The following is a 21,319-nucleotide window of genomic DNA, read 5'->3' as shown; positions in this document are numbered from 1 at the left end:
AGGCGCTGGATCCTGCCAAACGGCGGCGAAGACTAGGAAACATTTGGCAACACCTAGCCGCCTTCGAACCTTAAGCTGTAGGGCGACCGTTCTCCGGATAGCCGCCCATGACCTCCGCTCAGCCAACGTCAGCCAGCACCACCGCCCTGCCCGCCTCCCAGCGCGCTGCCGCCCTATCGGCACGCCTCGATCGCCTGCCGGCCACCCGCAGCCTGTGGCGACTGGTGGCGCTACTGTCCATCGGCGGCTTCTTCGAACTCTACGACCTCTTCCAGACCGCCTACATCAGCCCCGGACTCTTGCGCGACGGCGTATTCCACACCGGCGCAGCCGGTGTCTTCGGCGTCTCCGACCAGGCCGCCTTCGCCGCGGCCACCTTCCTCGGCCTGTTCGTCGGTGCCAGCCTGCTCAGTCCCATCGCCGACCGCTATGGACGTCGGGCAATCTTTACCTGGGCGCTGATCGGCTACACCCTGGCGACCCTGGCCATGGGGCTGCAGAGCACCGCCCTGGGGCTGATCGCCCTGAGATTCGTGGTGGGCATCGGCCTGGGTCTGGAGCTGGTCACCATCGATGCCTACCTGTCGGAACTGGTACCCAAGGGCATGCGCACCTCGGCCTTCGCCTTCGCCTTCTTCATCCAGTTCCTGTCGGTTCCAGCCGTGGCGCTGATGTCCTGGTGGCTGGTGCCCCAGGCGCCGCTGGGCGTTTCCGGTTGGCGCTGGGTGGTGCTGTCCAGCGCCCTGTTCGCGCTGTTCATCTGGTAGCTCCGCCAGCGCCTGCCCGAGTCGCCGCGCTGGTTGGCGCAACAGGGACGGCTGGACGAAGCCGAGCAGGGCGTGGAACGCCTGGAAGCGGCCTGCCGCGCCGACCGTGGCCAGCCCCTGCCAGCGCCCGCGGAAGCCCCGCCGGAGCGCCCGGTGAACGCTGGCTTCGCCGCGCTCTGGCAACCGCCCTATCGGCGACGAGTGCTGATGCTGATCGTCTTCAACCTGTTCCAGGCCATCGGCTTCTTCGGCTTCGGCAACTGGCTACCGGCACTACTTTCCGGGCAGGGCGTGAGCCTGACCCACAGCCTGGGCTATGCCTTCGTCATCACCCTCGCCTATCCGCTGGGCTCGCTGCTGTTCGTGCGCGTGGCCAATAGCTTCGAGAACAAGTGGCAGATCGTCGGTGCCGCCCTGGGTACCGTGGCGTTCGGTAGCCTCTTCGCCCTGCAACAGGGCGCGGTAGGGTTGATTCTCTGTGGCGTGGCCATCACCTTCTGCAACGCCTGGCTGACCTTCGCCTTCCACTCCTACCAGGCCGAGCTGTTTCCCACCGCCATCCGCGCTCGGGCGGTGGGGTTCTGCTATTCCTTCAGCCGCCTGTCCACGGTCTTCAGCAGCCTGCTCATCGGCACCCTGCTGGAGCACCTGGGTACGCCCGGCGTGCTGGCCTTCATCGTCGCCAGCATGCTGATCGTGGTGTTGACCATCGCCCTGTTCGGTCCGCGCACCCGTAACCGGGCACTGGAGGACATCGCCCGCTAGCCGGGCCCTGCGGTCAGAGGCGGAATTGCCGCACCGCGCCATTCAGATCCCCGGCCAGGCGCGCCAGGTCGTTGCTGGCGGCGGCGGTCTGCTCGGCGCCCGCGGCGTTCTGGGTGGACAGGTCGCGGATACTGGTGAGGTTGCGATCCACCTCGCGGGCGACCTGGGCCTGCTCCTCGGTGGCGGCGGAAATGCTCAGGTTGCGCTCGGTGATCTGCACGATGTGCCGACCGATCTCGGCCAGGGCCTCGCCGGCGGCGGTGGCCACCTCCAGGCAGACACCGGCCTGCTCGGTGCTGGTGGCCATGGCGTCCACCGCCTTGCCCGCGCCGCCCTGGATGGCGCCGATCATCTCCTCGATCTCGCCGGTGGACTGCTGGGTCCGCGCCGCCAGCGCCCGCACTTCATCGGCGACCACGGCGAAACCGCGCCCCGCCTCACCCGCGCGGGCGGCTTCGATGGCGGCGTTGAGCGCCAGCAGGTTGGTCTGCTCGGCGACGCCACGGATGACGTCGAGGACGCCGCTGATGCGCTGGACCTGAGCGGCCAGGCCGTCGATCTCCGCGCTGCTGGTGGCGACCGTGGCGTGCAGGGCATGGATGGTCTGCAGCGTCTCGCCCACCCGGCGCTGACCGAGATCGGTGGAGATACGGGAATCCTGGGCGGCGCCACTGGCGGCGGCGGCGTTGCGTGCCACCTCTTCCACCGCCGCGGTCATCTGGTTGACCGCCGTGGCGGCCTGGGCCAGTTCGTCGTTCTGCCGCTGGATGCCGCGCAGTCCCACCTCGGTCACCGTCGACATCTCCTCGGAGGTGGCGGCCAGGGTGTTGGAGGACTGATTCAGCTGTTCCAGGGTGCCGCGCAGGTTGTCCTGCATCTGGGCCATGGCGGCCAGCAACCGTCCGGGTTCGTCGTTACCGTCGCGCTCGACCGCTCGACTGAGGTCGTTGGCGGCGATGCGCTCGGCCACCATCAGCGCCTTGGCCAGCGGACCGGTGAGGCTGCGGGTGAAGCGCCAGGCCAGCAACAGGGTGCCAGCCAGGGCCGCCAGCATCACCACCACGGTGATGGCGATGGCGGTACGATAGCTGTCCATGGACGCCGCGGCGAGGCGTTGGACCTTGCCGTTGACCAACCCGGCCAGTTCATTGACCGTGGCGCTCAGGGCATTGCCACTGCGTGCCATCTCGCCGTCCTGACCGTTGAGCTTGAGCAACTCGGCGTCGTTCTGGTCATCCAGCGCCTTCAGATAGCGATTCTGATTGTTCAGGTAGGTGGCCAGCTGAGCCGTCATCCGGGCGTAGACCTCACGCCCCTTGTCGGTGATCAGCAGCGTCTCGAATTGGCGCACATGTTTTTCCAGAGTGGCCTTGGCCGTCTCGATGCCCTGGTGCACCGCCTGGGTCTCGGCATTGGAGGTGGCCAGCATCAAACCCTGATTGTGCATGCGCAGGTTCAGCAGATCGGCGCGAATCTCGCCGATGGTCTGCACGCTCGGGATCACGTTATCGGTGATCTGCTCTTCGCTGTCCTTGATCACGCGATTCTGGCCAAGGGAAAACAGCCCGAGGCCGATCACCAACAAGGCGAAGAAACCGAAGGCCACCAGGGCGCGCGGGGCAATGTTGAGGGAGCGTAGCTTCACCGGGGACACCTCGAAAAGATGGATAGCCCCCTCATGATCGGCAGGACAGCGCCAGGCTTTAGCGCTCTTCCGACGACAGTCCTGCGATCTATCGCCTCAGCTAGACACTTCCGCTGCCAGCAGCTCCTGCGCCAGCCGCTTCGCTCCAGCCACGTCGGCCTTGCCGGTGCCCAGTTTCGGTAGCGCCTCCACCGCCAGCCAGGCCGAGGGCAACAGCAGCCCACCTACCCCCTGGGCCAGCAGCGTCTTCTCCACTGCCGCGCCGTCCAGCTCAGCGGTGTGCAGCACCACGATGCGCTCGCCCTTCTTGGCATCCGGCAGATTGACCGCCAGCACCTCGATCTCCGGATCGGCGATCGCCCACGCCAGGGCCTGCTCCACGGCGCCCAGGCTGACCATCTCGCCGCCGATCTTGGCGAAGCGCGAATAGCGGTCGACGATGGTGAGAAAGCCGTCTTCGTCCAGCCGCCCTTGGTCGCCGGTCACGTACCAGCGCTCGCCGTCGATCTCGCGGATGGCCTTGGCGGTGCGCTCGGGATCGTTCAGGTAGCCCTGCATCAGCTGCGGCCCGCCGATCAGTACCATGCCAGCCTCGCCGGTGGGCAGTTCGACGAAGCTTTGTGGATCGACGATCTTGAAACCGGTCCCCGGCAGCGGCATGCCCACGGTGCCGACCTTGCCGCCGCGCTGTACTTGCAAGTAGTTCACGTCCAGGGCATCGGGCAGATTGACCGAGGCGACCGGCGCGGTTTCGGTGGCGCCGTAGCCCTCGTAGATGTCCTGGTTGAACTTGAGCTTGAAGGCCTCGCGCACCGCCGGGTCCAGGCGCTCGGCGCCGGCCACCACGATGCGCAGGCTCTCCAGCATCAGCGGGTGCACCTTGGTGTTGCGCACGAACAGCCGCAGGAAGGTCGAGGTGCCGCAGAGCACCGTGGCGCGATGGGTAGCCACCGCCTTGGCGATACCGGCCACGTCGGTGGGATCGGCCTGGCACACCACCGGTAGCCCCTCGATCAGCGGCAGGAACTGGGTGACGGTGAGGCCGAAGGCGTGGAACAGCGGCAACGAGGCCATGAAGACGTCGTCGTCCTGGGTGTTGAGCACGTCCGAGGTCTGCTTGAGGTTGGCCATGATGTTTCTATGGCTGAGCATCACCCCCTTGGGCGTGCCCTCGCTGCCACTGGAGAAGAGGATGGCGGCGGTGGCCTCGGGATCGTGGGCGCGGCTCACCAGCACCTGCAGCATGGCGGTGGGCAACAGCCGCACCGCCAGCCAGTTGGCGATCAGCTCGGCCTTGCCGATGCCAGCGCGCAGGCTTTCCAGGTCGACGATCTCACGCCCGGCCAGCAGTTCGTCCACCGGCAGGCCGCGTTTGCGCAAGCGCTCGAGAAAGCGGGTGGAGGTGTAGACGGTGCGGATACCGGCCTGGTCCAGTCCGGACCTCAGGGCCTCGGGGCTGGCGGTGTAGTTGAGATTGACCAGCGTCTTGCCGGCCAGCAGCACCGCCATGTTGGCCAGCATGCCACCGCTGCTGGTGGGCAGCAGCAGGCCGAGGTTGGCCTCGGGCTGCTTGCGCATCCGCCGCGCCAGGCAGGCCGCGCCGGTGAGCGCCTGGGCGGCCTTGAGCGGCGCGCCCAAATCATCCACCAGGGCCAGGCCACCGGGCCTGCGCTTGACGCTGGCGACCCAGGCATCGGCCAGGGATGGCAGGCCCTGCATGTAGCGCTCCCAGGAGCGGATCGACAGCTCGAAGATGCGCCGCTTGAGCACGTCGGCGGGCGTGTCCTTGGCCAGCGGCTTGCCGAAGGCCACCACCACCTCGCGGTGCAGCGGACTGTCACGCAGCTCCTTGAGCTTGCTCGACGAGCGGGAGAATTGGCTGCCCCACAGACCGCGCAGGTAGAAGGGCACGATCTGCACCTCCGGACCGACCAGTTGGCAGGCCTTCTCGTAGCCCCGGCGGAATTCACCGAGCTGGCCAGTCCGGCTGATCGCCCCTTCCGGGAACAGGCAGACCACCTCGCCCGCCTTGAGCAGGCCAGCCACCTGCTCCAGCGCCGCCCCGGCGCCGCTGCCCTGGGCGATGGGCAGGCAACCCATGGCCTTGAGGAAGGGCTTGAGGTACCAGCGCTCGTAGATCGACCTGAGCATCACGAAGCGCACCGGACGCGGACTGGCGATCTGCACCATGGCCCAGTCCACCCAGCTGATGTGATTGCCCAGCAGCAGTACCCCGCCCTGGGCCGGTAGATTCTGCAGACCCTGCACCTGGAGCCGGTAGTGCCGGGTCACCATCAGCCCAAGCAGGAAGCGCACCAGACTCTGCGGCAGTTTCCACACCGTGTAGGCGCCACCCACCAGGGCCACCGTGGCGATCAGCAAGAGTAGCCAGCGGCTGTCCAGGCCGAGCAGGGCGATCACCGCGGTGAGCACCAAAAAGCCCAGCATGGCCACGTTCTGCACCCAGTTGTTGGCGGCCAGCACCGTGCCGAGCTGGTCCTCGCGGGCGTTGAACTGGATCAGCGCATTGAGCGGCACGATGAACAGGCCGCCCATCAGGCCGATGAAGATGAAGTTGAGCGCATGCAGCCAGGCCGAGCTGGGCGCCGGCAGCCACCAGAGGCCCAGGGCGATGCCCAGGGCGCCCACCGGGATCAACCCGGTCTCGATACGCCCGCGCGAGGCGCGGCTGGCCAAGGCCGAGCCGAGGGCGATGCCGATCCCGGCACACGCCAGGATGCCCTGCAGCACCAGCACGTTGTCGATGCCCAGGTGATCCTTGGCATAGGCCGGGAAACTCGCCAAGAGCACCTGGCCCACCGACCAGAACACCGCGAGGCCGATGATCGACAGCCGGATCAGCGGATTCTCGCCGATCACCGCCAGATTGCGCCGGGCGCTGCGCAGGCGCAGATAGGCGTGCCAGTCGAAGGGGACCTGCGGCCTGGGCTCTTCGAGGACCGGCAGGCGATAGAGCAGCGCCACCTCGGCCAGGCTGCACAGCACCAGCAGCCAGCCCAGCGGGGCGATGTCCTGCAGGATGGCGTGGGGCGTGGCCTGGCCCTCGCCCAGGTGCAACTGGAAGAAGGCGGTGAAGACCACGGTGCCAGCGAGGATGGCGATGATGGAGTTGGCCTGCACCAGCCCATTGCCCTCGGCCAGCCGCTGCTTGCCGAACAGCGCCTTGATGTAGCCGTACTTGGCCGGCGAGTAGAAGGTCGCCTGTACCGCCAGCAGCAGCGTCATGGCGAAGGCCAGCTCGAACAGCCCGGCGTAATAGGCCAGGGTGATGCCCAGGGTGATGCCCACCGCCGCCCAGCCCCCGAGGCGCAGCACCCGGACCTTGGCGAAGCGGTCGGCCACATGACCGGAGGGGCTGAACAGCAGGATGAAGGGCAACAGCATCATGCCGTTGACCAGGGCGGTCAGCACCACCTGGGTGGAGCCGTCGTAGACCTTGAACACGGTGTTCTGAATGACGATCTTGTGGCCGAGATCGACGAAGGCGTTGAGAAACACGGCGATCAGGTAGGGCCAGGCCCCTTTGATCCGGTGCAGCTTATCCATGCGAGGTCCTTCCGAGCAGGGGATTTCTTAGCCTGAGTGAGACGCTCTGGCAGTGCAAGCCGGTGCCATTGGTCATCAAATATGCAAATCAGGACTATACAAGCGCGCGAAAGCGCGTATGGTGTGGGCACTGCTACTGCAATAGTTACTCGATACCTGCTTGATGTTGCTTCATTTTCATCTCCTGGCTCGTCTCACTCTCGCATTACAGTCCCGTTCGCGAATGTCTCGCTGACGTGGTTGTTCCCCTACATCCTGGAGATATTCATGTCCAATCGTGAAAATGGCACCGTCAAGTGGTTCAACGATGAGAAAGGCTACGGCTTCATCACCCCGGAAAGCGGCGCCGACTTGTTCGTGCACTACCGCTCCATCGAAAGCGCCGGCTTCAAGAGCCTGAGCGAAGGCCAGAAGGTCACTTTCGTGGCTGTCAAAGGCCAGAAGGGTATGCAAGCTGACCAGGTTCAAGTCGTCTAACGACTGATCCGGTTGCAGAAAGGCCCCACTTCGGTGGGGCTTTTTCGTTTCTGGGGTTTGGTGCTTTTCTGGCTTACGCCATTTAGCTGATTAACGTGCCTGCTGAAGCCTTTTGTTTCGCCCACCCGGGCGAGTCACTTTTGCCAGTCGCGGCAAAAGTAACCAAAAACGCTTGCCCCTCCATCGGCCCCGGCTGCGCAGGGGTTCGTTCGCTCCATCGCCGCTCCAGGGGTACGCCGCGAAGGGCCATCCATGGCCCTCGCGACTCTCGCGGCATCCATGCCGCTCGACCCCCTACGCAACGATTCCGCTCACCCTTCTGGCAAGGGGCTTATCCTCCGCGCCTGAACGTTCACGATAAACGTCGCTAGATAGGTGTGAAGCGAAGCCAGGCAAAGGCCTCTCAACCCTTGTCGTACGCCCGCTCCAACGCCTCATTGAACGTCCGCAACACCTTCACCCGCGCGAACCTCTTGTCGTTGGCCTCCACCAGCGTCCAGGGCGCGACGGCGGTGCTGGTCTGTACCACCATGTCGTCTACCGCCTGGCTGTAGAGCTCCCACTTGTCGCGGTTGCGCCAGTCGTCCTCGGTGATCTTGAATCTCTTGAACGGCGTTTCCTCACGGGCCCGGAAGCGCTCCAGCTGGGTGTCCTGGTCGATGGCCAGCCAGAACTTGGCCAGCACGATGCCGGCGTCGCTGAGCTGTTCCTCGAATTCGTTGATCTCGCCGTAGGCGCGTTGCCAGTCGGCCACAGGGGTCAGTTCCTCCACCCGCTCCACCAGCACCCGGCCGTACCAGGATCTATCGAAGATGGTGAAGTCGCCCTGCCGCGGGATGTGCCGCCAGAAGCGCCAGAGATAGGGCTGGGCCAATTCCTCGTCGCTCGGTGCGGCGACCGGGACGATCCGGTACTGGCGCGGGTCCAGGGCACCGGTGACGCGGCGGATGGCGCTGCCCTTCCCCGCCGCATCGTTACCTTCGAAGGCTGCCACCAGGCCATGGCGGCGATACTTCTTGTCGCGCAGCAGCTTGGCCAGGCGGGCCTGCTCGGTGAGCAGTTGATCCTCGTAATCGCCCTTGTCCAGGTGCTGGCTCAGATCCAGCGCCGCCAGCACGCCGCGCCCATCCAGCGGCGGCACGCTCACGGCTGCCGCCTTGCGCGGTTTGCGCGGCTTGCTGGCCAGGGCGCGCTGCAAGGCCTTGAGCAACAGGGTGCCGACGGTCAGGCTGCGAAAACGCTCGTCGAAACCGGGCACCACGTGCCAGGGGGCGTAATCATGATGGCTACGGCGCACCACCCGCTCGCCCTGCTTGACGAAGCGGTCATAGACCTTGGCCTGGCGCCAGTCCAGCGGGCTGAGCTTCCAACCCAGGCGCGGATCGTGCTTGAGGTGTTTCAGCCGCTGCTTGAGCTGGTCCTTGGACAGGTGGAACCAGAACTTGAGGATCAACGCGCCCTCGTCGGCGAGCATGCGCTCGAGGCGCTCCGCCTGGTCGATGGCGGCATCCAGTTCGAGCCGGGACATCTCCTTGTTCACCCGGGCGTGCAGCATCTGGCTGTACCAGTTACCGAAGAAGACGCCGATCCGGCCCTTGCCCGGCAGGCGCTGCCAATAGCGCCAGGCCGGTGGGTGCTCACGCTCTTCGGCGGTGGGCTGCAGGAAGCTCTCGACGCGAATGAGGCGCGGGTCCATCCATTCGTTGAGCAGCTTGACCGTCTCGCCCTTGCCGGCCCCCTCGACGCCATTGATCAGTACGATCACCGGAAATCGCCCCTGCGCCTTCAGCTCGTACTGGGCGGCGAGCAATGCCTCGCGCAACTTCGGCAGCTTGGCCTCGTAGGTGGCCTCATCGAGCAGGTGTTCGTTCTCGGCGGCTTCGAACATCCGGATCTCCTCGCTCTGGTAGTGGCGCAACTATAGCCCCTCTGACCCGCAGTGCGGCGCCCGGTGCCCAAGACGACTTTGCATGACGGAAATATGACGATTAAATGAAATTTGGCATCAACGGCTGTTGTAGAGGTCTTCACACCGTTAGGCTCCCGCCCAAGCGGGCGCTGCAGCCCACCTATCCGAGGAGAGTTCGATGGCCTTTCGTTTCGATGCGCGGCAACCGGCTGATGAAGAAGTACGCCGAGTGGTGACGGATCGTCTGGTACAGGCTGAAGCCGCCCTGGGGAGCCATACCCCCACGGGCGTACACGAGACGCGCAAGCGCCTCAAGGAATTGCGGGCTCTGCTCCGCCTGCTGCAGGGCGCTCTGGGCAAGCGCGCCTTCGCCAGCCGCAATCGGCGTTTGCGCGACCTGGGCCGCGAGCTGTCCTCGCTACGCGACAGCGCCGCCCTGGTGGAAAGCTGGGACAAGCTGGGCGAATCCGACCGCAAGAGGTTCGCCTCGCCGGCCATGAAGCGCGTGCGCCAACGCCTGCAGGAGCGCGCCGATCAGCAGATCGCCGCGGTCGACGGCCATCCCGAGCTGCTCGCGGAACTCGCTACCCTGCGTGAGGAGGTCGCCGGCTGGAAACTCGCCGGCCAGGGTTTCGCCCTCTTCGCCCGCGGCCTGGAAGACCACTACAAGGCCGGCCGCCAAGCGCTCAAGACGGCGCGCGACAAGCCTACCGACGAGACACTGCACGATTGGCGCAAGCGGGTGAAGGATCACTGGTATCACACCCAGTTGCTCGCCGCCGCCTGGCCCACCGAATTCAAGACCCGCCAAAAGAGCCTCAAGCGCCTCGCCGAATACCTGGGCGACGATCATGACCTGGCGGTGATGCAGCAGTTGCTGACCAGCGAACCCACCCTGTTCGGCGCCAGCAACACTCGCCAGGCCATCGGCGAGAGTCTGGCCCGGCAGCGCGAGCGATTGCAGGCGAAAGCCTTCTCCCTGGGCCTGCGCCTCTACCTCGACAAACCCAGCGTACTCGCCGAGCGCTGGCGCGATCTCTGGCGCCTGGCCAGTCGGCCCTACACCCCCCGCAAGCTCAAGGACAAGCGTGCGGCCGCCCCCGCAGGGCTGTTGCCGCATCTGGTCGAAAGCACCGCTAACTGAGGCGTTCAGGGTGTGGGATTTGTCGCGCGCCCCGGTGGTCAAAGGCAGACAAACCACCACGCCGAGGTTTCGCGATGAAATCCAAACTGCTCGCTTCCCTGTTCGCCTGTTCCGTCCTGGCCAGCACCGCCGCGCTGGCCGACCAGCCGGGTGCCGACTGGATGCCGATGAACGACGTCAAGACCAAGCTGATGGAGCAGGGCTACACCTCGGTGACCAAGATCGAAGCCGACGATGGTCAGTGGGAAGGTGAAGGGATAAAGAAAGATGGTATGAAGTACGACTTCCACGCCGATGCCAAGACGGGCAAGATCACCCAGGAAAAGATGGACATGTGATCCTGCACCGACCGGGCACCCCGCCCGGTCATGCCGTATGAGCGAGTCGCATCCTGCCTTCCCTCTCCCATCAGGCGGATCATCCCCCACCGCCTGCTCCGTCACCTAGGAATTCCCATGTACAGTACCGCTTTGGTCGAGCTGCTGCGCACCCATGAGCAGGCGCTGCTCGACGCCTGGATCGGCGCCCAGCGCGCTGCCGGCATGCGCGTCGATCTGCTCGACGAAACCACCATCCTGGCCAATTCCGCCGAATTGCTGCGGCGCATCACCGTGGCTGCGGCTCAGGGCGGCAATGATCTGCGCGAATCGCACTGGCAGCCGGTGCGTTCGTTGCTGGAGCGTTTCTCCTTCGACCAGAGCCGTGCGGGCCTGACGCCTTCGCAAACGGCGACCTTCGTCTTTTCGCTCAAGGAGCCGCTGTTCCGCCTGATCCAGAACGAGTGCGACGATCCGCTCGCCGAAATCTGGTCGGCTACCCAACTGATCGACGCCCTCGGCCTGTACAGCGTGGAAAGCTACGTCAGCGGCCGCGAGACGGTGATCCGCGAGCAGCAGGAAAGCATGCTGGAACTGTCCACCCCGGTGGTGGAACTGTGGGACGGCATCCTCGCCATTCCCCTGATCGGCTCGCTGGACAGCAACCGCACCCAGGTGGTGATGGAGTCGCTGCTGGAGAAGATCGTCCAGACCGAATCGGACATCGCCATCATCGATATCACCGGCGTACCCACAGTGGATACCATGGTCGCCCAGCACCTGCTCAAGACGGTGACCGCCGCCCGCCTGATGGGCGCTCAGTGCATCATCAGCGGCATTCGCCCGCAAATCGCCGCCACCATCGTCCACCTGGGCGTGGAACTCGGCGACGTCATCACCAAGGCGTCCCTGGCCGATGCCTTCCGCCTGGCCCTCAAACAGCAGGGCGTGCGTCTCGCCACGCCGGCCACGCGCTGAGGAAGGCGGCATGATCGACAAGATCCCGATCCTCAAACTGGGCCCCTTCCTGTTGCTGAGCATTCAGGTCGACATGCATGACCAGTTGGCGCTGGACCTGCAGGAAGACCTCACCGAGCAGATCATCCGCCACAAGGCCAAGGGTGTGCTCATCGACATCTCGGCGCTGGAAATCGTCGACTCCTTCATTGGCCGGATGCTGTCCCATATCGCCCAGGTCTCACGCATCCTCGATGCCAAGGTCATCGTGGTCGGCATGCAACCGGCGGTAGCCATCACCCTGGTGGAGCTGGGGCTGTCGCTGGAGGGCATCGCCACGGCGCTGAACATGGAAAAGGGAATGCGCCGGCTCGAAGCCATGGTCGCCGACGACGAATCGCTGGAGGAGTCAGAGGGTGCCGAAGACACAGACGCTTCCCCTCCGCCAGGAGACTGACATCGTGCTGATCCGTCAGCAGGTGCGCAAAGTCGCCGAAGCCATTCGCCTGGGCCTGATTTCCCAGACCAAGATCGTCACCGCGGCCAGCGAGATCGCCCGTAACGGCCTGGTCTATGGCCTCGGTGGCGAGTGCCTGATCGAGGAAACGGTGCGGGCCGGCAAGCCGGCGATCCGCCTGGTGATCCGTGACCAGGGGCCGGGCATCGCCGATCTGGAACGCGCCATGGTCGATGGCTATACCTCGGGCAAAGGCCTGGGGTTGGGGCTGTCCGGCTCGCGGCGTCTGGTGGACGACTTCCATATCGACAGCCAGCCCGGCCAGGGCACCACCGTGGAGCTGTGGAAGTGGCGCTGAACGGCCAGCCGGGCAGCCTGCTACTACCGGTCACCAGCACCGCCCACGTCGATGCGGCGCGGCGGGCGCTGGTACGCCTGGCCAGTAGCGTCACCACGGATGAAACCCTGCTGGGCCGGCTGACCATCGTCGCCCAGGAGCTGGGCTACAACCTGGTGCGTCATGCCGGCCACGGCGAACTCCTCGCCACCCTGGGCGACGATGGCGTCCTGGACGTGGTGGCGGTGGATCGCGGTCCCGGCATGGCCGATGTCGCCCGTTGCCTGACCGATCACTACAGCACGGCGGCAACCCTGGGCGCCGGTCTGGGGGCGATCCGCCGCCAGGCCGATGTCTTCGACATCCATTCACGGCCAGGCCAGGGCACCGGGGTGCTGGCCCGCTTCCATCTGGCTGGCGCGCCCAACACCCGCCTGCAGCACGGCGCCCTCTGCACCCCCTATCCTGGCGAACAGGTCTGTGGCGACAGCTGGGCGGTCTCCGGTCGGCGCCTGCTGGTGTGCGATGGACTCGGCCACGGCCAGCAGGCCGCCTTGGCCAGTCGCCGCGCCCGTGAGCTGTTCCTGCGCCACGGCGCACACCTGCCGCTGCAACGCCTGATGGAAAACCTGCACCAGGCGCTGATGGAAACCCGGGGCGCCGCCCTGGCGCTGGCCGAGCTGGATGCCGACCAGGGCCAGGTGAGCTTTTGCGGCATCGGCAATATCGCCGGGCGCCTGCTCGGCAACACGGCTCGCAGCCTGGTGTCCAACAACGGCACCCTGGGCTATCGCATCGGCCGGATCCAGACCTTCACCTACCCCTGGACGCCAGGCACCCTGCTGGTGCTGAACTCCGATGGGCTGACCTCCAAGGTAGCTCTGGGTGAGCAATCCGGTCTCGGCGCGCGCCATCCGGCGCTGATCGCGGCCCTGCTGCATCGTGATTTCCGTCGTCCTAACGACGATGCCACCGTTCTGGTACTCAAGCATGTCTGATGTCCTGCCCTTGCTGATTCTTGCCATTCGCAGCGAACAGGACGTCGTGCAGTGCCGCCAGACGGCCAAGCGGCTCGCCGCCGCGCTGGACTGGCCGACGCTCGAACAGATCCGCCTAGCCACCGCCGTGTCGGAACTGGCGCGCAACATCTATCAGTATGCCGGCAGTGGGCGTTGCGAATTCACCCTGCTTACCGGTCAGGGCCCACTGCTGCGCGGCCTGCAATTGCGCGCCATCGACCAGGGCCCGGGTATCGCCGAGATGGAGGCCATCCGCGCGGGTAGCTATCGCTCCAGCACCGGCATGGGTATCGGCCTGCTCGGCGCGCAGCGCCTATTCGACGACTTCGACATCCAGACCTCCCCGGCCGGCACCCGGATCACCGCCTGCAAGTACCAGGCGCCGCGGCCCTTTCCCGATCCAGCCGTGCTCGCTGACCTGACCCGCGAACTGCAGGGTGCCACGCCGCCCGATCCCTACCAGCAGATCCGCCTGCAGAGCGAAGAACTGCTGTTCACCAACACCGAGCTGCATCTGCGGCAGTCGGAGCTGGAAGCCACCAACAAGGAACTGGAAAACACCAACCAGGGAGTGGTGGCGCTCTACTCGGAGCTGGAGAAGGCGACCCAGGAACTCAAGGAGGCGAGCGAAGCCAAGACCCGCTTCTTCTCCAACATGACCCATGAATTCCGCACCCCGATCAACATCATCGAAAACGTCGCCAAGCTGCTCGCCAGCGGCGTGGACGGGGCACTCAATGCGGAACAGCGCCGTCAGGTGCGCTTCATCAGCGATGCGGCGCTGGAACTGGCCAATCTGGTCAGCGAGTTGCTGGCACTGGCGGAGGTGCAATCCGGCCGGCTGACCATCGTGCCCCAGCCCTTCTACCTGGGCCCCTTCGTCGAGCGCCTCACCCAGTTCGCCACGGCGCTGGCGCCCCGCTATCCGCAGGTCAGCTTCACCATTGCCCCGGCACCTGCCGAGGTGCTGCTGGAAACCGATGAGAGCCGGCTGTTCCAGGTACTGCGCAATCTGATCTCCAATGCCTTCAAGTACACCCCGCAGGGGCGGGTACGCATCCAGGTGTTCCAGCCCGACGACGACAGTCTGGAATTCCTGGTGGAAGACAGCGGCATCGGCATCGCCACGGACGATCAGCAGAAGATCTTCGAGGAATTCGAACGCATCCGCTCGCCCCACCTGACCCACATCGAAGGCACGGGGCTGGGGCTGCCCCTGGCGCAGCGCCTGGCCGTACTGCTCAAGGGCGAACTGACGCTCGACAGCGAAGTCGGGCGCGGCAGCCGCTTCACCCTGCGCCTGCCCCGCCGCTATTCGACCTCCTCGGACGCCACCCAGGAGCTGGACCTCAGCGGCCTCACCGTGCTGGTGATCGAGGACAACGAAGGCGATCGCTACCTGGTGCGCCGTACCCTCGAACGCCTGAATCCCGTGCTGCTGGAGGCCGATAGCGCCCGCAGCAGCCTGGATCGGCTCAACGCGGTGCGCCCCGATATCATCATCCTCGACCTCGACCTGCCCGATATCAACGGCGAGGACCTGCTGGCCAGCATGGATTGGAGCATGCACCGCCGGGTACTGATCAATACCGCCCAGCCGCTCGACGAGACCAGCCGCAAACGGCTGCAGGACTACAGTTACGCCATCCTCTCCAAGCAGGCTCCCGATCATGCCGAGCGGCTGCTCGCCGAGGTATGCGCCCTGGCGCGGAGTCTGTCCGATGACTAGCCCGGCACACCGTATCGTCATCATCGACGACACCGAGGCCAATCGCTACGTGCTGCGCAAGATCCTGGCGACGCAGCCCCACTACCAGGTGCTCGAGGCGGCCAGCGGCGCCAGCGGACTGCTGTTGATCGACGATGACGTCGAACTGGTGATCATCGACGTCAACCTACCGGACACCACCGGCTTCGAGCTGATCCAGGCCATCGAACTCAAGCGTGGCTGGGGACGACTGCCGGCGATAATCAACATCTCGGCCACCTTCGTCTCCGGCAAGGACAAGGCCCAGGGTTTCAACACCGGCGCTCAGGCCTACCTGACCCACCCGATCAATCCGGAAGAGGTGCTGGCCACCGTCGGCGCCCTGCTCAAGGCCAGCTCGCGGGTCGGGCGCATGGAGCAGCAGCGTAATTCGGCCATCGCCCGTAGCGAGAACCTGCAGGCGGAAAAGGTCATGCTCGAACGCTTCATGAGGTCGCTCAATCACGACCTGCGCTCGCCGCTCACCGCCGCGACCATGGTGGTCAACCTGATGCAGCGCAGCCCCGCGCGCCGCACCGACGACCTGTTGCAGACCCTGCATGACAACCTGCAGCGTATGAACCAGATGATCACCGACGTGCTCGACATCACCCATATGAGCCTCGGCGGCGGCGTACGTCTGAGTGGCGATCCGCTCCAGTTGGGCGCCCTGCTGGAGGATGCCGCGGCCAACCTGCGGCTGCAGTTCGCCAACCCCCTCGAACTGCACCTGGAGACGCCGGCGTTGGAGGTGGTGTGGGACCGCTATGCCTTCCTGCGCATCTTCGACAATTTGGTCTTGAATGCCGCCAAGCACGGCCAGGCCGGTACCGAGATCCAGGTGCGCCAGACCCTGGCCGAGGACGCGGTGGTGCTGGAATTGCGCAATCGTGGCCAGTTTCCGGACGATGTCCTGGCCAACCTGGCGACGCCCTATTTCATCTCCACCCGCAGCGAGAAGCGCGGCTGGGGCCTGGGGCTGCCCATCGTCAAGGCACTCAGCGAAAGCTTCGGTGGCGAGGCGCGCTTCGCCAACGGCGAGGGCGAAGTGATCATCACCCTGAGCTTGCCGACCCGAATCGCCTAGAGGGCGCGAGGTAGGTTGGGTTGAGGCGGCTCCATCACCGAAGCCGAACAGTTCAGGATCGACCTCGTCCCTGTTGGGCTTCGCTGCGCTCAGCCCAACCTACGCCACTCCTGTAAACGCCGAAGCTTCAGGCTGGCGCTCCCGTCCCCGTCAGTGAGGCCGAGCGCAGGTGTCGTTACGGGGGTTGCGAGGCAGGACGCCGAGCAAGGCGCGAGGGGCAGGAGGCCCCTTCGTGCCGTGCCCCCGGAGCGGCGCCAGAGCGAGGGGACCCGGAGCGAAGCGGAGGGCCGAAACGTGGGGACAGCGTTTTTGGTTACTTTTGCCGCGACTGGCAAAAGTGACTCGCCCGAGGGGGGCGAAATAAAAACTATCAGCAGAGCTCGATAAGTAGCCAGGGCCCCCACATACCCAAGGCGCAGAAGTGAAGCCCCGCCCCGTTGGGCTTCGACGATGAAGCCGTCTCAGCCCAACCTACGTCACTGCATCAGAACTCGATCTGCACATCCCCTTGCGGGATGCTGCAGCAGGACAGGATGTAGCCTTCGGCTTCGTCTTCCTCGGTGATGCCGCCGTTGTGGTCCATGACCACCTCGCCGCTCTTCTTGAGCACCTTGCAGGTGCCGCAGATACCCATGCCGCAGGCCTTGGGAATGTGCAGGCCGAGCTTGGCCGCCGCGCCGTGGATGGTCTCGCCGGGGCCGATGCTGACGCTCTTGCCGCTCTCGGTGAAGGAGATCAGGCACTGGGCTTCCAGCGGGATCGGTGGCAGATCCGCCGCGGCCTCGGCCTGTTCCGCCGCCTCCACCTTGGCTTCCGGCGGCGTCGCGCCGAAGGATTCCTCGTGGTAGCGGGCCATGTCGAAGCCCAGCTCGCGGAGCATGGCCTTGACCGCATTCATGTAGGGCGTGGGGCCGCAACAGAAGATCTCGCGCTCGCGGAAGTCCGGCGCCATCAGCTCCAGCATGCGCCGGTCGAAGTAGCCACGGAAACCGGCCCAGGACTCGCCGTGCTCGGTGCGCTCGCACACCATATTGAGCACGAAGTTGTCGATCCGCGACGCCATGTGCTCCAGCTCGTGCCGGTAGATGATGTCGCGCGGGGTGCGGGCGCTGTGCACGAAGACCATGTCGACGTTGGCATTGGTGTCATAAAACCAGCGCGCCATGGACATCACCGGGGTGATGCCCACGCCGCCGGAGAGATAGAGCACCTTGTCGGCCGGGAAGTCGATGGCGTTGAACAGGCCCACCGGGCCATGCACGGCCAGGGTGTCGCCAACCTTCATGTTGTCGTGCAGCCAGTTGGACACCTGGCCACCCGGCACGCGCTTGACGGTGATGGAGAAGCTGTAGGGCACCGAGGGCGAGCTGGAGATGGTGTAGGAGCGCATCACCTGCTTGCCGCCGATCTCCAGTTCCAGGGTCACGAACTGCCCCGGCTTGAAGAAGTACATCAACGGGATTTCCGCGGTGAAGCAGAAGGTGCGCACATCCCAGGTTTCCTGGATCACCTTGACGCAGCGCACGGGGTGCCGGCCATTGGTCCAGGTCTGGGTGGTGACGGGGTTGAGGAAGGTATTCATGGCGCACCTCGATTGCCGCTCGGGCCTAATGGCGGCGATTCTGGAAGCGACATCCGACCGTCACTTTCCCAATCGCGACATCCACATGCCGATGGCGACCGGCCCAGCAATGACAAGGGCTGGGGCGTCGTGAACAGCGTTGGCCATGTCGCCCATGAGCAAGGCACCCTCCTGGCTCCGGCCCCACACTCCGCCCCAAGCCGAACCCGAAACAGCGCACGATGGGCAACTCTCAGGGTCATTCGGCGGCCCCGCCCCGTCGGCCAACAAGCCTTGCAATACCGTGACCAACCACTTTCGCCACCCGCCGGGTGGCTACGAGGATGTACGATGGACGTCAGCACCCTGAGTTTGGGCGACCCTCTCGAGCCGGCCCGCAAGGCCACGGCCGAAATGCTGCGCACCCGCGAGCGCACCCATTCCCTGCCCCAGCCGTTCTACAACGACGAGCGCCTGTTCCAGATCGACATGCAGGAGATCTTCGGCAAGGAATGGCTGATCGCCGGCATGACCTGCGAGATCCCGGCCAAGGGCAACTTCATCACCCTGCAACTCGGTGACAACCCCATCCTGGTGGTTCGCGGTGCCGAGGGCAAGGTCCACGCCTTCCACAACGTCTGCCGTCACCGCGGTTCGCGCCTGTGCGTAAGCGACAAGGGCAAGGTCGCCAAGCTGGTCTGCCCCTACCACCAGTGGACCTACGAGCTGGACGGTCGCCTGCTGTTCGCCGGCAGCGAAATGGGCGCCGACTTCAACATGGCCGACTACAGCCTCAAGCCGATCCACGTGAAGACGGCGGGTGGCTACATCTTCATTTCCCTCGCCGATGAGCCGCCCGCCATCGACGACTTCCTGCGTACGCTCGAGCACTACATGGAGCCGTACGACATGGAGAACACCAAAGTCGCGGTGCGCACCGACCTGGTCGAGCAGGCCAACTGGAAGCTGGTGCTGGAGAACAACCGCGAGTGCTATCACTGCAGCGGCTCCCACCCCGAATTGCTGAACACCCTGCTGGAGTGGGACGACGTCACCGATCCGCGCGCTTCCCAGGCGTTCAAGGATCAGGTCGCCGCCTGTACCACCCGCTGGGACGCCGACAAGATCCCCTACGCCCATGCCAGCTTCGGCCTGCGCAACCGCATCGTGCGCATGCCGCTGCTCGCCGGCACCGTGTCCATGACCATGGACGGCAAGCAGGGCTGTCAGAAGCTCATGGGCCGCATCACCGACCCGGACCTCGGCTCCATGCGCATCCTGCACCTGCCGCACTCCTGGAACCACTGCATGGGCGATCACATGATCGTCTTCACCGTCTGGCCGCTGGGCCCGACCGAAACGGTGGTGACCACCAAGTGGCTGGTGCACAAGGATGCCGTGGAAGGCGTCGACTACGATCCGGTCAACCTGCGCAAGGTCTGGGACGCTACCAACGACCAGGACCGTCGCCTGGCCGAAGAAAACCAGCGTGGCATCAACTCCAAGGCCTACCAGCCGGGTCCGTATTCCAAGACCTACGAGTTCGGCGTCATCAACTTCATCGACTGGTACAGCGAGCGCCTGCTCAACAACCTCGGTGAAGAGGCCCCGGCGGCGCACCTGCGCCAGGTCAGCGGCGACTGACGACCGCGGTTCTCCCCTGCCCATGGAGCTAAAAAGCTCCATGGGCATGTCAGAAAACCGTCTTTTTAGGCGGTGCGATTTTTTGACGCACCCTATTCCAGAGCCTTTTATTCAAAACATCACATAAAGTTGTGAGCCTGTTCACGTTTCGGCTTTTCATTCACAGGCTCATCATGACCCTCCGCTCTTTATCCATCGCTACCCGCAATCTGCTGTGTTTTGGCATCCTCGCGGCGCTCGTCGCTGCCCTCGGCTTGTTCGGCTGGTTCCAGCTGTCGCAGATCCGCCAGTTGGGACACCAGGTGGAGCAACGCCATATCCCCACCCTTATCGCCGCCAATGATTTGGGCATGTTGCTGGCACGCACTCGCATCGAGACCCTGCGGCTGCTGGCCATGCCCGATGCCGAAAGCCTGGCCAACACCCGCAAGAAACTGGACGGCCTGAGCACCGAGGTCCAGGCCGCCTTCGCCCGCTATCAGCAAGGGGTGCTGTCAGCGCAGAGCCGACAGGCGCTGGACGATTTGCGCCAGGTGCATCGGGAATACCTGCAGGGCGTGCAGCAACTGGCTGACCTGGCCAGCGCCGGTCAGTTGACCGAGGCGCGCCAGCTGGTCCAGCAGAGCATGGCGCAACTGGGTATCCGCATGAATGCCTGCATCGAGACGCTGCGCGACGCGGTCCAGCAGGATATCCAGACCGCCAGTACCGAGGCCGATACCACCTATGGGCGCTCCACCACCGTAACCTGGCTGGCGATCCTGCTGGCGCTGGCCCTCACCGCCCTGCTCGCCTGGCGGCTGACCCGTAGCCTCGCCGGTCCCATCGCCGAGGCCGTGGCGGCGGCGCGTACCATTGCCACCGGTGATCTGACCCAGCCGCTGGACAGTCGCGGTAAAGACGAAGCGGCTCAGTTGCTGCAGGCCATGCAGCAGATGCAGGGCCAGTTGCGTGAGACCCTCGCGCACATCGGCGATTCGGCCAGCCAATTGGCATCGGCCGCCGAAGAGATGACCGCGGTCATGCAGGAAAGCGCCCAGGGCCTGCAGCAGCAGAACAACGAGATCGAGCTGGCGGCCACCGCCGTGACCGAGATGAGCCAGGCGGTCGAGGAAGTCGCCGGCAATGCCGGTTCCACCTCCACCGACTCGCGCCAGGCCGCGCAGACTGCGGCCCAGGGACAGCGCCAGCTGGGCGAAACCCTGGGCGCCATCGAGGCGCTCACCGAGCAGGTTCTCGGCGCCAGCAGCCAGGCCCGTGAGCTGGAAACCCAGACCCGCGACATCAGCCAGGTGCTGGACGTGATTCGTGCGGTGGCCGAACAGACCAACCTGCTGGCGCTCAACGCCGCCATCGAGGCGGCCCGTGCCGGCGAGGCAGGTCGTGGTTTCGCCGTGGTGGCCGACGAGGTCCGCGCCCTGGCCAAGCGCACCGGGGATTCGACCAGCGAGATCGAGAAGATGATTGGCAGTATTCAGCAGGGTACCGGCCAGACCGTCGACGCCTTGCTGAGCAGCGCCGACCAGGCGCGCCAAACCCGCGAACAGGCCCAGGCGGCCAATGCCGGCCTCGCCGCCATCGCCGGGGCGGTATCCGGCATCGACGAGCGCAACCTGTTGATCGCCAGCGCCGCCGAACAGCAGGCCCAGGTGGCTCGCGAAGTGGATCGTAACCTGGTGCGCATCCGCGACCTGTCGGTCCAGACCGCTGCCGGTGCCGAGCAGACCAGGGGCGCCAGCCAGCAACTGGCGGATCTGGCGACGACCTTGAGCGGTCAGGTACGACGCTTCCAATTCTGAGCGCCTGTCGAAGACCTTCGCCCAGGCGTTGCGGCTCTGCACCACAAATAGTCAGATTTAAGACGAATAGCCATCAAGTCACGGCGAGTCTAGCCGTTACAGGAGGCCTCCATTTCCATC

15 protein-coding genes and 1 pseudogene are annotated in these 21,319 nt (G+C 65.3%); 12 read left to right on the top strand and 4 right to left on the bottom strand.

Annotated elements, in window-relative coordinates; translation table 11 throughout:
- Positions 1 to 107: 107 nt before the first annotated feature.
- A pseudogene (locus FAZ11_RS19865) lies at positions 108 to 1,532 on the top strand (MFS transporter).
- 13 nt (positions 1,533 to 1,545) lie between these two features.
- Here FAZ11_RS19865 and FAZ11_RS19860 read toward each other — a convergent pair.
- Positions 1,546 to 3,177, bottom strand: a complete 1,632-nt coding sequence (locus FAZ11_RS19860) for a methyl-accepting chemotaxis protein (RefSeq protein WP_058773062.1) — start codon at positions 3,175 to 3,177, stop codon at positions 1,546 to 1,548.
- A 96-nt stretch (positions 3,178 to 3,273) separates the two neighbouring features.
- Positions 3,274 to 6,744, bottom strand: coding sequence for an acyl-[ACP]--phospholipid O-acyltransferase (locus FAZ11_RS19855; RefSeq protein WP_058773063.1), 3,471 nt, complete (start codon positions 6,742 to 6,744; stop codon positions 3,274 to 3,276).
- 267 nt (positions 6,745 to 7,011) lie between these two features.
- Between FAZ11_RS19855 and FAZ11_RS19850 the strand changes: the two genes are divergently transcribed.
- The gene (locus FAZ11_RS19850) at positions 7,012 to 7,221 is read left to right on the top strand and encodes a cold-shock protein (RefSeq protein WP_007160189.1); all 210 of its coding nucleotides are present in this window, start codon (positions 7,012 to 7,014) and stop codon (positions 7,219 to 7,221) included.
- A gap of 403 nt (positions 7,222 to 7,624) precedes the next feature.
- Here the strand turns inward: FAZ11_RS19850 and pap are convergent, their stop codons facing one another.
- Positions 7,625 to 9,109: a polyphosphate:AMP phosphotransferase gene (gene pap / locus FAZ11_RS19845; RefSeq protein WP_058773064.1), complete on the bottom strand. Its 1,485-nt coding sequence runs from the start codon at positions 9,107 to 9,109 to the stop codon at positions 7,625 to 7,627.
- A 199-nt stretch (positions 9,110 to 9,308) separates the two neighbouring features.
- On the opposite strand from pap, the gene FAZ11_RS19840 reads away from it, so the two are divergent.
- The 8 genes from FAZ11_RS19840 to FAZ11_RS19805 all read left to right on the top strand — a co-directional run bounded on the left by FAZ11_RS19840 (position 9,309) and on the right by FAZ11_RS19805 (position 16,195).
- Positions 9,309 to 10,274: a CHAD domain-containing protein gene (locus FAZ11_RS19840; RefSeq protein WP_058773065.1), complete on the top strand. Its 966-nt coding sequence runs from the start codon at positions 9,309 to 9,311 to the stop codon at positions 10,272 to 10,274.
- A gap of 74 nt (positions 10,275 to 10,348) precedes the next feature.
- On the top strand, positions 10,349 to 10,612 hold the full coding sequence (locus FAZ11_RS19835) for a PepSY domain-containing protein (protein ID WP_058761814.1): 264 nt from the start codon (positions 10,349 to 10,351) through the stop codon (positions 10,610 to 10,612).
- A gap of 117 nt (positions 10,613 to 10,729) precedes the next feature.
- The gene (locus FAZ11_RS19830) at positions 10,730 to 11,569 is read left to right on the top strand and encodes an STAS domain-containing protein (protein ID WP_058761815.1); all 840 of its coding nucleotides are present in this window, start codon (positions 10,730 to 10,732) and stop codon (positions 11,567 to 11,569) included.
- Between the two features lie 13 nt (positions 11,570 to 11,582).
- Positions 11,583 to 12,005: an STAS domain-containing protein gene (locus FAZ11_RS19825; RefSeq protein ID WP_058761825.1), complete on the top strand. Its 423-nt coding sequence runs from the start codon at positions 11,583 to 11,585 to the stop codon at positions 12,003 to 12,005.
- A gap of 4 nt (positions 12,006 to 12,009) precedes the next feature.
- Positions 12,010 to 12,363, top strand: a complete 354-nt coding sequence (locus FAZ11_RS19820) for an ATP-binding protein (protein ID WP_058761816.1) — start codon at positions 12,010 to 12,012, stop codon at positions 12,361 to 12,363.
- Positions 12,354 to 13,340, top strand: a complete 987-nt coding sequence (locus FAZ11_RS19815; RefSeq protein ID WP_240043618.1) for a SpoIIE family protein phosphatase — start codon at positions 12,354 to 12,356, stop codon at positions 13,338 to 13,340. The genes FAZ11_RS19820 and FAZ11_RS19815 overlap by 10 nt, the downstream gene beginning before the upstream one ends.
- Positions 13,333 to 15,090 carry an ATP-binding protein gene (locus FAZ11_RS19810; protein ID WP_058773066.1) on the top strand — a complete coding sequence of 586 codons (1,758 nt, stop codon included), beginning with the start codon at positions 13,333 to 13,335 and terminating at the stop codon, positions 15,088 to 15,090. The genes FAZ11_RS19815 and FAZ11_RS19810 overlap by 8 nt, the downstream gene beginning before the upstream one ends.
- Positions 15,083 to 16,195, top strand: coding sequence for a hybrid sensor histidine kinase/response regulator (locus tag FAZ11_RS19805; RefSeq protein WP_058773067.1), 1,113 nt, complete (start codon positions 15,083 to 15,085; stop codon positions 16,193 to 16,195). The genes FAZ11_RS19810 and FAZ11_RS19805 overlap by 8 nt, the downstream gene beginning before the upstream one ends.
- A gap of 484 nt (positions 16,196 to 16,679) precedes the next feature.
- On the opposite strand, the gene FAZ11_RS19800 is transcribed toward FAZ11_RS19805, so the two are convergent.
- Positions 16,680 to 17,777 carry an FAD-binding oxidoreductase gene (locus FAZ11_RS19800; protein WP_058762495.1) on the bottom strand — a complete coding sequence of 366 codons (1,098 nt, stop codon included), beginning with the start codon at positions 17,775 to 17,777 and terminating at the stop codon, positions 16,680 to 16,682.
- Between the two features lie 330 nt (positions 17,778 to 18,107).
- Between FAZ11_RS19800 and gbcA the strand changes: the two genes are divergently transcribed.
- Positions 18,108 to 19,400 (top strand): glycine-betaine demethylase subunit GbcA, encoded by a 1,293-nt coding sequence (gene gbcA / locus FAZ11_RS19795; protein ID WP_058762496.1) that lies wholly within the window; start codon positions 18,108 to 18,110, stop codon positions 19,398 to 19,400.
- Between the two features lie 173 nt (positions 19,401 to 19,573).
- On the top strand, positions 19,574 to 21,199 hold the full coding sequence (locus FAZ11_RS19790) for a methyl-accepting chemotaxis protein (RefSeq protein WP_058767029.1): 1,626 nt from the start codon (positions 19,574 to 19,576) through the stop codon (positions 21,197 to 21,199).
- Positions 21,200 to 21,319 lie beyond the last annotated feature (120 nt).

This window comes from Pseudomonas rhizoryzae (assembly GCF_005250615.1).
GTDB classification, from domain to species: Bacteria; Pseudomonadota; Gammaproteobacteria; order Pseudomonadales; family Pseudomonadaceae; genus Chryseomonas; species Chryseomonas rhizoryzae.
The sequence above is the reverse complement of the archived record's forward strand: the minus strand, read 5'-3'. Positions and strand labels throughout refer to the sequence as shown.

Bases quoted from the DNA above. Each gene is read 5' to 3' on its own strand.
- FAZ11_RS19830 (WP_058761815.1), top strand. From the start codon at position 10,730: ATGTACAGTACCGCTTTGGTCGAGCTGCTGCGCACCCATGAGCAGGCG.
- FAZ11_RS19840 (WP_058773065.1), top strand. From the start codon at position 9,309: ATGGCCTTTCGTTTCGATGCGCGGCAACCGGCTGATGAAGAAGTACGC.
- FAZ11_RS19790 (WP_058767029.1), top strand. From the start codon at position 19,574: ATGACCCTCCGCTCTTTATCCATCGCTACCCGCAATCTGCTGTGTTTT.
- FAZ11_RS19850 (WP_007160189.1), top strand. From the start codon at position 7,012: ATGTCCAATCGTGAAAATGGCACCGTCAAGTGGTTCAACGATGAGAAA.
- FAZ11_RS19800 (WP_058762495.1), bottom strand. From the start codon at position 17,777: ATGAATACCTTCCTCAACCCCGTCACCACCCAGACCTGGACCAATGGC.
- FAZ11_RS19835 (WP_058761814.1), top strand. From the start codon at position 10,349: ATGAAATCCAAACTGCTCGCTTCCCTGTTCGCCTGTTCCGTCCTGGCC.
- gbcA (WP_058762496.1), top strand. From the start codon at position 18,108: ATGGACGTCAGCACCCTGAGTTTGGGCGACCCTCTCGAGCCGGCCCGC.
- FAZ11_RS19805 (WP_058773067.1), top strand. From the start codon at position 15,083: ATGACTAGCCCGGCACACCGTATCGTCATCATCGACGACACCGAGGCC.
- pap (WP_058773064.1), bottom strand. From the start codon at position 9,109: ATGTTCGAAGCCGCCGAGAACGAACACCTGCTCGATGAGGCCACCTAC.
- FAZ11_RS19810 (WP_058773066.1), top strand. From the start codon at position 13,333: ATGTCTGATGTCCTGCCCTTGCTGATTCTTGCCATTCGCAGCGAACAG.
- FAZ11_RS19855 (WP_058773063.1), bottom strand. From the start codon at position 6,744: ATGGATAAGCTGCACCGGATCAAAGGGGCCTGGCCCTACCTGATCGCC.